We start from the raw sequence: 5,429 nt of genomic DNA, 5'->3' as shown, positions 1-5,429 counted from the left end.
GCACGGGATAGAGTTCAAATATATCCAACCGGGCAAGCCGACCCAAAATGCTTATGTGGAAAGGTTCAATGGAAGCTATAGACGTGGGGTGCTGAACAAATATATCTTTGAAAACCTAGACCAAGTAAGGGAACAGACACAGATCTGGATGAACGATTATAACCATCATAGGCCCCACGATGCCTTGGGTAAAATACCGCCCGTAAAATACGCGGAACTTAATTCTTTTGGGGCTAGCCCCAAAAGAATTAAAAACAATAACTTTAATGAAGTTTTAGAAAACTAAGCAGTTCTAATTAGGGGAAGCTTACAATAACAGTCCAGAAAAAAACGATGAGAATTGTTTTGACAATAGCGTTGATATTATCTTCCTTAAATCTAATGTATGCTAATTTAGAGCTAGACTGGAAAAGAGAAAGCACCTCCGCTGAATTCAATTATGATCATTACAAAAAAATTGAAACCGGATTAGAAGATTTAAATGCATTCCATCAGGATTTTGCTTTCAAATTATATCATCTAGGGAAATATCGTGAATCCCTTGAACAAATAGCAAAATATGAAGCAAACAAAACCAGTTATCGATTAACCGTTCTTAAAGCAAGTAATTATTTAGAATTAAACGACTACGAAAAAGCAATAGAATCATTCCTTTTATCCAAAAATATGATTCCCTCAAGATTTTTGCCTAAATACGAACTCTTTATACTTTACACACAAATATTAAAAGATGAGGGTCTAAGTCGGGATATGGCCAAAGAAATTAATGAAACTCCGATCAAAGTTATGAGCCCATATGTTCTTTCTGTAAAACATGAGGCCTCTAAATACTTAAAAATTCAATAAACAATACATTAATCATAGGTATTATGATAATAAGAAATTCTTCGGGGTTTATGGTTTCATTTCAATACCTATTCTCTCTTCTTTTGTTACTTAATATATCTTGTGAGCGGAGCTCTACACATTTCTTAGACAATGAACTTAGTGATATAATGGGTATGCAATACCCAATGGTCGTCAATTCTTCCCCAAAAGGAAGATTCGTTCTTTTAAAAAAAAGATGCTCTAACTCGTTCAAATTATTTGTTCTGAATACAAATTCTTCGAAATATGAAGAAATTGACAACTCTAGATTCTCTCAATTATCTTTAACATGGCATCCAAATGAAAAAGAGATTTTCTTTCAAAAATTAAATCCTGAAATAAAAAAATATGAATTGTTTAAAATCGATATTGCAACTAATAAAAAAAAGAAATTGGATTTGCCTCCATCAAAAAATGCCATTCCTCCTTTGAAATGGTCCACACAAGGTGAACGTTTGGCCTACCTTGCTGACAACAACCTTTATGTGGTCGATTACGAGTCACTGAACATAGAGCTGATCATTCCCAATATAAATGACTATTCTGTTTTTGAATGGCAATCGGCATCTGTACTTTATTATGTTGAAAACCCGATAAATCCACTTATAAAAAGAATTAATGTCACCACTAAACAGGAATCGACTTTCAATCTACCGAACATAAATGAAGTAAAAGGATTCTCAATAAATGGCACAAAGATAATATTCAGTGGAAGGAAACAACCAGATCAATATTTTCAAGGTTACGAATTAAATATGAAGGATGGAGATGTTACCAAATTGGTCTGCAGCGAATACAATATTTCTAATGTGGGTTATTTTAAAATGGACGATAGTTCTTATTACTATAATCGAAATGAAAATGGCATCTTGAAATTAACATGTTCAGATTCACGAATAAATGTTTTTTTTAAGAACCTGTCAGCATCATATCAACATATAGAAATCGACAATGATCTAGGCCGTTGTATTTTCCTTAAAGTTGGCAGTTTTTCTTATCCCAATGGAATTCTAAAAATAAACTTAGAAAATTTGATGATCGAAAAGAAGTTCTTCCCTTCTAAAGAAGACCAATTGTCATTGACAAAACCGGAATTTGTTGAAATACCCAATAATTATTCAAAACTTAAAGCTCCCGGTTATTTTTGGAAATCCAATACGAAAAAAGATGTAAAGAAAACGATAATCTATGTTCATGGTGGCCCTTATTTACAGAGCACACCTATGTGGAAGGACAGACATAAAATATTAACGGAATATGGATTCAATGTTTTGGTATTAAACTATCATGGTTCCTCCGGGTATTCTAAAACTTATTCCGAAACAAATGATATTTGGGTTCAAACCCTGGACATTATCGGTACGATTAAATGGTTAAAGAAATCATATGATATTAACGAGAACGACATTATATTAATGGGTTCTAGTTATGGGGGAAGGATTGTATTAAATACGGCCAATTATATGGAAAATCTTGCCGGAATTGTCCTGATATCCGGAGTTGTCGATTTATATGATATTAGTAATGATACTTCTTATTTAGAAGAAATTAAAATATATGGATTCTATGGGGATTTAGATAGTTTGTCATTGAACGCGGAACTTTTTTTCAATAAACTAACACCCTCAAATAGTGAACATTTTGTATTGTTTAATGACGAAGGCCACCAATTTCATATGACTTCTACTTGGCTGTTTATTTACAAATATTTAATTGAAAAATATTAGTTGGAAAATAAAATCTTATTTTTGATTTTATAACTCAATCTGATTTGGTTTGCCGAGAAAGTGTCCTTTCTTGGCCCTTATATAAACCATAGAGAAATGGACTAGGGCTTTTCATAGGAGGTTTTGTTAACCACAGTACTTTTTTCTTAATTCTTGCGCTTCTTTGTCCGTTTTATAAACGTGCAAAAGAAGTCCATCAGTACAATTTAACCTTTTTTCCTGTATCAGTTTGACGACAAATGCTTTATATTCTGGGGAGTTCTTGAATTGCGAAGGAATTAAATTCATTATTTTTTTAGTGCTAATATTTTTAAATTTATCGATGACAATCAACTTGAAGAGAGTTAAATAAAAAGAGTCCAAGTGATACTCGTTTTCAAGTCCAAAATTTAGGTCATATCGAATGGTATTTGAAGAAATTCTAATTTTATTTTCTAGTCCCGTCCTATGTGTAGGACTTGGACTTTGTGGGAACATAGCTGGAGTTTTTTGACCGTGATAAGTCCCAGCCTGAATATCTATATCCGCTAGTTGCTCGTATTTGATTGTGTCCTCGTGATTAACAATGATTCCCTCATCATTCAATTCCAGATGCCCTATTTTTTCATGTTCTAACCGTTCGTAATCAAAGTATTGATAAACAAATGACGTACAGTAAAATATAAACCCAAGTATGAATGGATAATAGGTAATGACCTCAATGTTTTCGAATAAGGGCATTTTGTCATTAAGAAGTTTTAAAATAAACCCAAGTGCCACAAATGTAATTGCTAGGTATAGCAAAAATCGTGTTGTCGATATTTTGGATTTGCCTATTCGATAAGTGTAAGCGGTAAATTTCACGTTTATATTGTGGCTGACTGATTTGTATAGATGTAAAATACTTTTATATACACCTAATTTAGAACAAAATCGTTGTATTTTATAATCGTTTATTTAAACTTTTATAGAACTGGACTAGGGCTTTTCATAGGAGGTATTGCTGTACATAATTATTTTTGAGGTCTGTAAATAGCTCCTGTAGCAAAATCAACAATTAATCCAGGTGCAAAAAGTATTATATCAGCAATTAAGGCAACAACTCTCACTTCCCTTTGCTGTTCTCCAGGGCCTGGTTTTGTTTTTTGATAGGCATTTACTCTTCCGCCAAAGACTGTGGCACAACTTGACATCATTAATGCTATAAATCCAATTGCAATTAGTTTTTTCATTTGTCTCATAGGTTTAAAATTTATTTGTGTTGATTTGCTCATTATTATGTTTAACAATTGGACATTATCATTGATATTATCCCGCTTATAAGTTATTAATCTTTATTTGAATTTTCATGAACTGGACTAGGGCATTTCATAGGAACCATTGTTGTACGTCCGCTATTTTCATGAAATTCAGATACTAATCAGTTTTGTTCTGGAATCTTAGACCCTTTGGTTAGAAGCCAAAACATGAAAATCAACTCTCCCCAACCTAAAAATAGACTAAAAGTAATTTTGAAATCAGGAGAAAGAATATTACCCAAGTAATCTATTAAGTAACTTATTCCTGCTAATATCAGTAATATGCCAATTATTTTAGGAGTATAATTTGATCTCAAGTATAAATAACCTAGCAAAGCAAGGTGAAAACCGAAAAATATAAGTCCAAAATTCCAATCATTATGAAATGAATCAATTGACAACATTACTTTAGAACTTAATTCATTTATATCAAATACGTTCAAATAATTGGCACTGCTAATTAGCTGTAAAACATCAGTGTAATTAAGCAGTGCTATACCCAATATAACCGTATAAACCAATCTTAGCCAAGCGACAAGTAAGGCGATGCTATGACTTACTGGTTTGAAAAAAAAATAGAGAGCCCAAGCCACAATTAAATCACAAAAAAGTACAATAAAAAGGCCGAAAAGTCCCGTACGAAATTGTAATTCATTCGATTGAATATTGCTAAAGGTTAGAGAAGCGTTTTCAGATTCTATAAGCCTCTGAAAAACAAAATAATCCGAAGCGAGCCATGAGATTGTCATAATCAACAATCCCATTCCAGCGAATAATGAAGCTTTTTTTAAAGACATGTTTACAATTTAGTTCTCTTAAAGGTACATAATGGAGTACATTTCCCGTGGGGCGGGGCTTTGCTTTGCAAAGTATAGCGACACGGTCAGCTTTAGCCTGAATGTACTCCATCATGGTTATATAGATGTAAAATAAATCTGTATGCGCCTAATTTAGAACAAAGTCGATGTATTTTATAATCCTTTATTTAGACTTTTAATATTTTTTTTGTTTCGCCGAGAAAGTGTCCTATCTTACTTATTTATTCAACTATATATACTTTATAATCTATTTAAACTATACGGTAATCATATCGATGGTAAATCCGATAGATAATCAACACCACCTTTCAAAGTACTACATCGTTTATTTGAACTTTGAATTAAGCCCTGTTCATAATTGGCGCCTTTACTTTATAATTCTCATTTGTTCGAGTGCCTTGTAAGTGGCATCTTTCCTAATCCTTGGAAACAAGTTCATATCAAAATCTTTGTTGGGCTCAACATTTGTAGCGAAAAAATATGTTTTGTTTTGGTGTTCGACATAACCCACGAACCAACCATTATTATTTCCATTTCTGATTGACCAGCCTGTTTTTCCACTAAGTTTGTAGTCATCATTATCTTCCATTACCATCATTCTTTTCATTATGGTCTCCGTACGTTTAGAAATCGGTAGTTCAGATTGATAGAATCTCTTTAAAAAGTCTACTTGTTGGAATTGACTTATTTGAGATTCTCCTTCAAGCCAGAATAGATCGATATTGGTTGAATCAACCTTC

General features: G+C 32.6%; 7 protein-coding genes. 3 read left to right on the top strand and 4 right to left on the bottom strand.

The window, feature by feature from the left end; translation table 11 throughout:
- From LX92_RS22225 to LX92_RS22215, 3 genes are all read left to right on the top strand, one after another.
- Window positions 1-286 (top strand): integrase core domain-containing protein (locus tag LX92_RS22225; RefSeq protein WP_146197914.1); only part of this gene is annotated, 286 nt, incomplete at its 5' end.
- A 47-nt stretch (window positions 287-333) separates the two neighbouring features.
- A complete protein-coding gene (locus LX92_RS22220; RefSeq protein WP_146197913.1) occupies window positions 334-846 on the top strand; it encodes a hypothetical protein in 513 nt (170 codons plus the stop codon).
- A 23-nt stretch (window positions 847-869) separates the two neighbouring features.
- Complete coding sequence (locus LX92_RS22215; protein ID WP_109655252.1) at window positions 870-2,594, top strand: S9 family peptidase; 1,725 nt, start codon at window positions 870-872, stop codon at window positions 2,592-2,594.
- 126 nt (window positions 2,595-2,720) lie between these two features.
- Here the strand turns inward: LX92_RS22215 and LX92_RS22210 are convergent, their stop codons facing one another.
- The 4 genes from LX92_RS22210 to LX92_RS22195 form a co-directional block, all read right to left on the bottom strand.
- Window positions 2,721-3,437, bottom strand: a complete 717-nt coding sequence (locus LX92_RS22210) for a hypothetical protein (protein WP_146197912.1) — start codon at window positions 3,435-3,437, stop codon at window positions 2,721-2,723.
- 149 nt (window positions 3,438-3,586) lie between these two features.
- On the bottom strand, window positions 3,587-3,847 hold the full coding sequence (locus LX92_RS22205; RefSeq protein ID WP_211315904.1) for a hypothetical protein: 261 nt from the start codon (window positions 3,845-3,847) through the stop codon (window positions 3,587-3,589).
- A 146-nt stretch (window positions 3,848-3,993) separates the two neighbouring features.
- Complete coding sequence (locus tag LX92_RS22200) at window positions 3,994-4,668, bottom strand: DUF4386 domain-containing protein (protein ID WP_109655248.1); 675 nt, start codon at window positions 4,666-4,668, stop codon at window positions 3,994-3,996.
- A 388-nt stretch (window positions 4,669-5,056) separates the two neighbouring features.
- Window positions 5,057-5,429, bottom strand: a 373-nt coding sequence (locus LX92_RS22195; RefSeq protein WP_262509864.1) for a penicillin-binding transpeptidase domain-containing protein, incomplete at its 5' end; no start/stop codon positions are given.

The organism is Maribacter polysiphoniae (genome assembly GCF_003148665.1).
Lineage (GTDB): Bacteria > Bacteroidota > Bacteroidia > Flavobacteriales > Flavobacteriaceae > Maribacter_A > Maribacter_A polysiphoniae.
The sequence above is the reverse complement of the archived record's forward strand: the minus strand, read 5'-3'. Positions and strand labels throughout refer to the sequence as shown.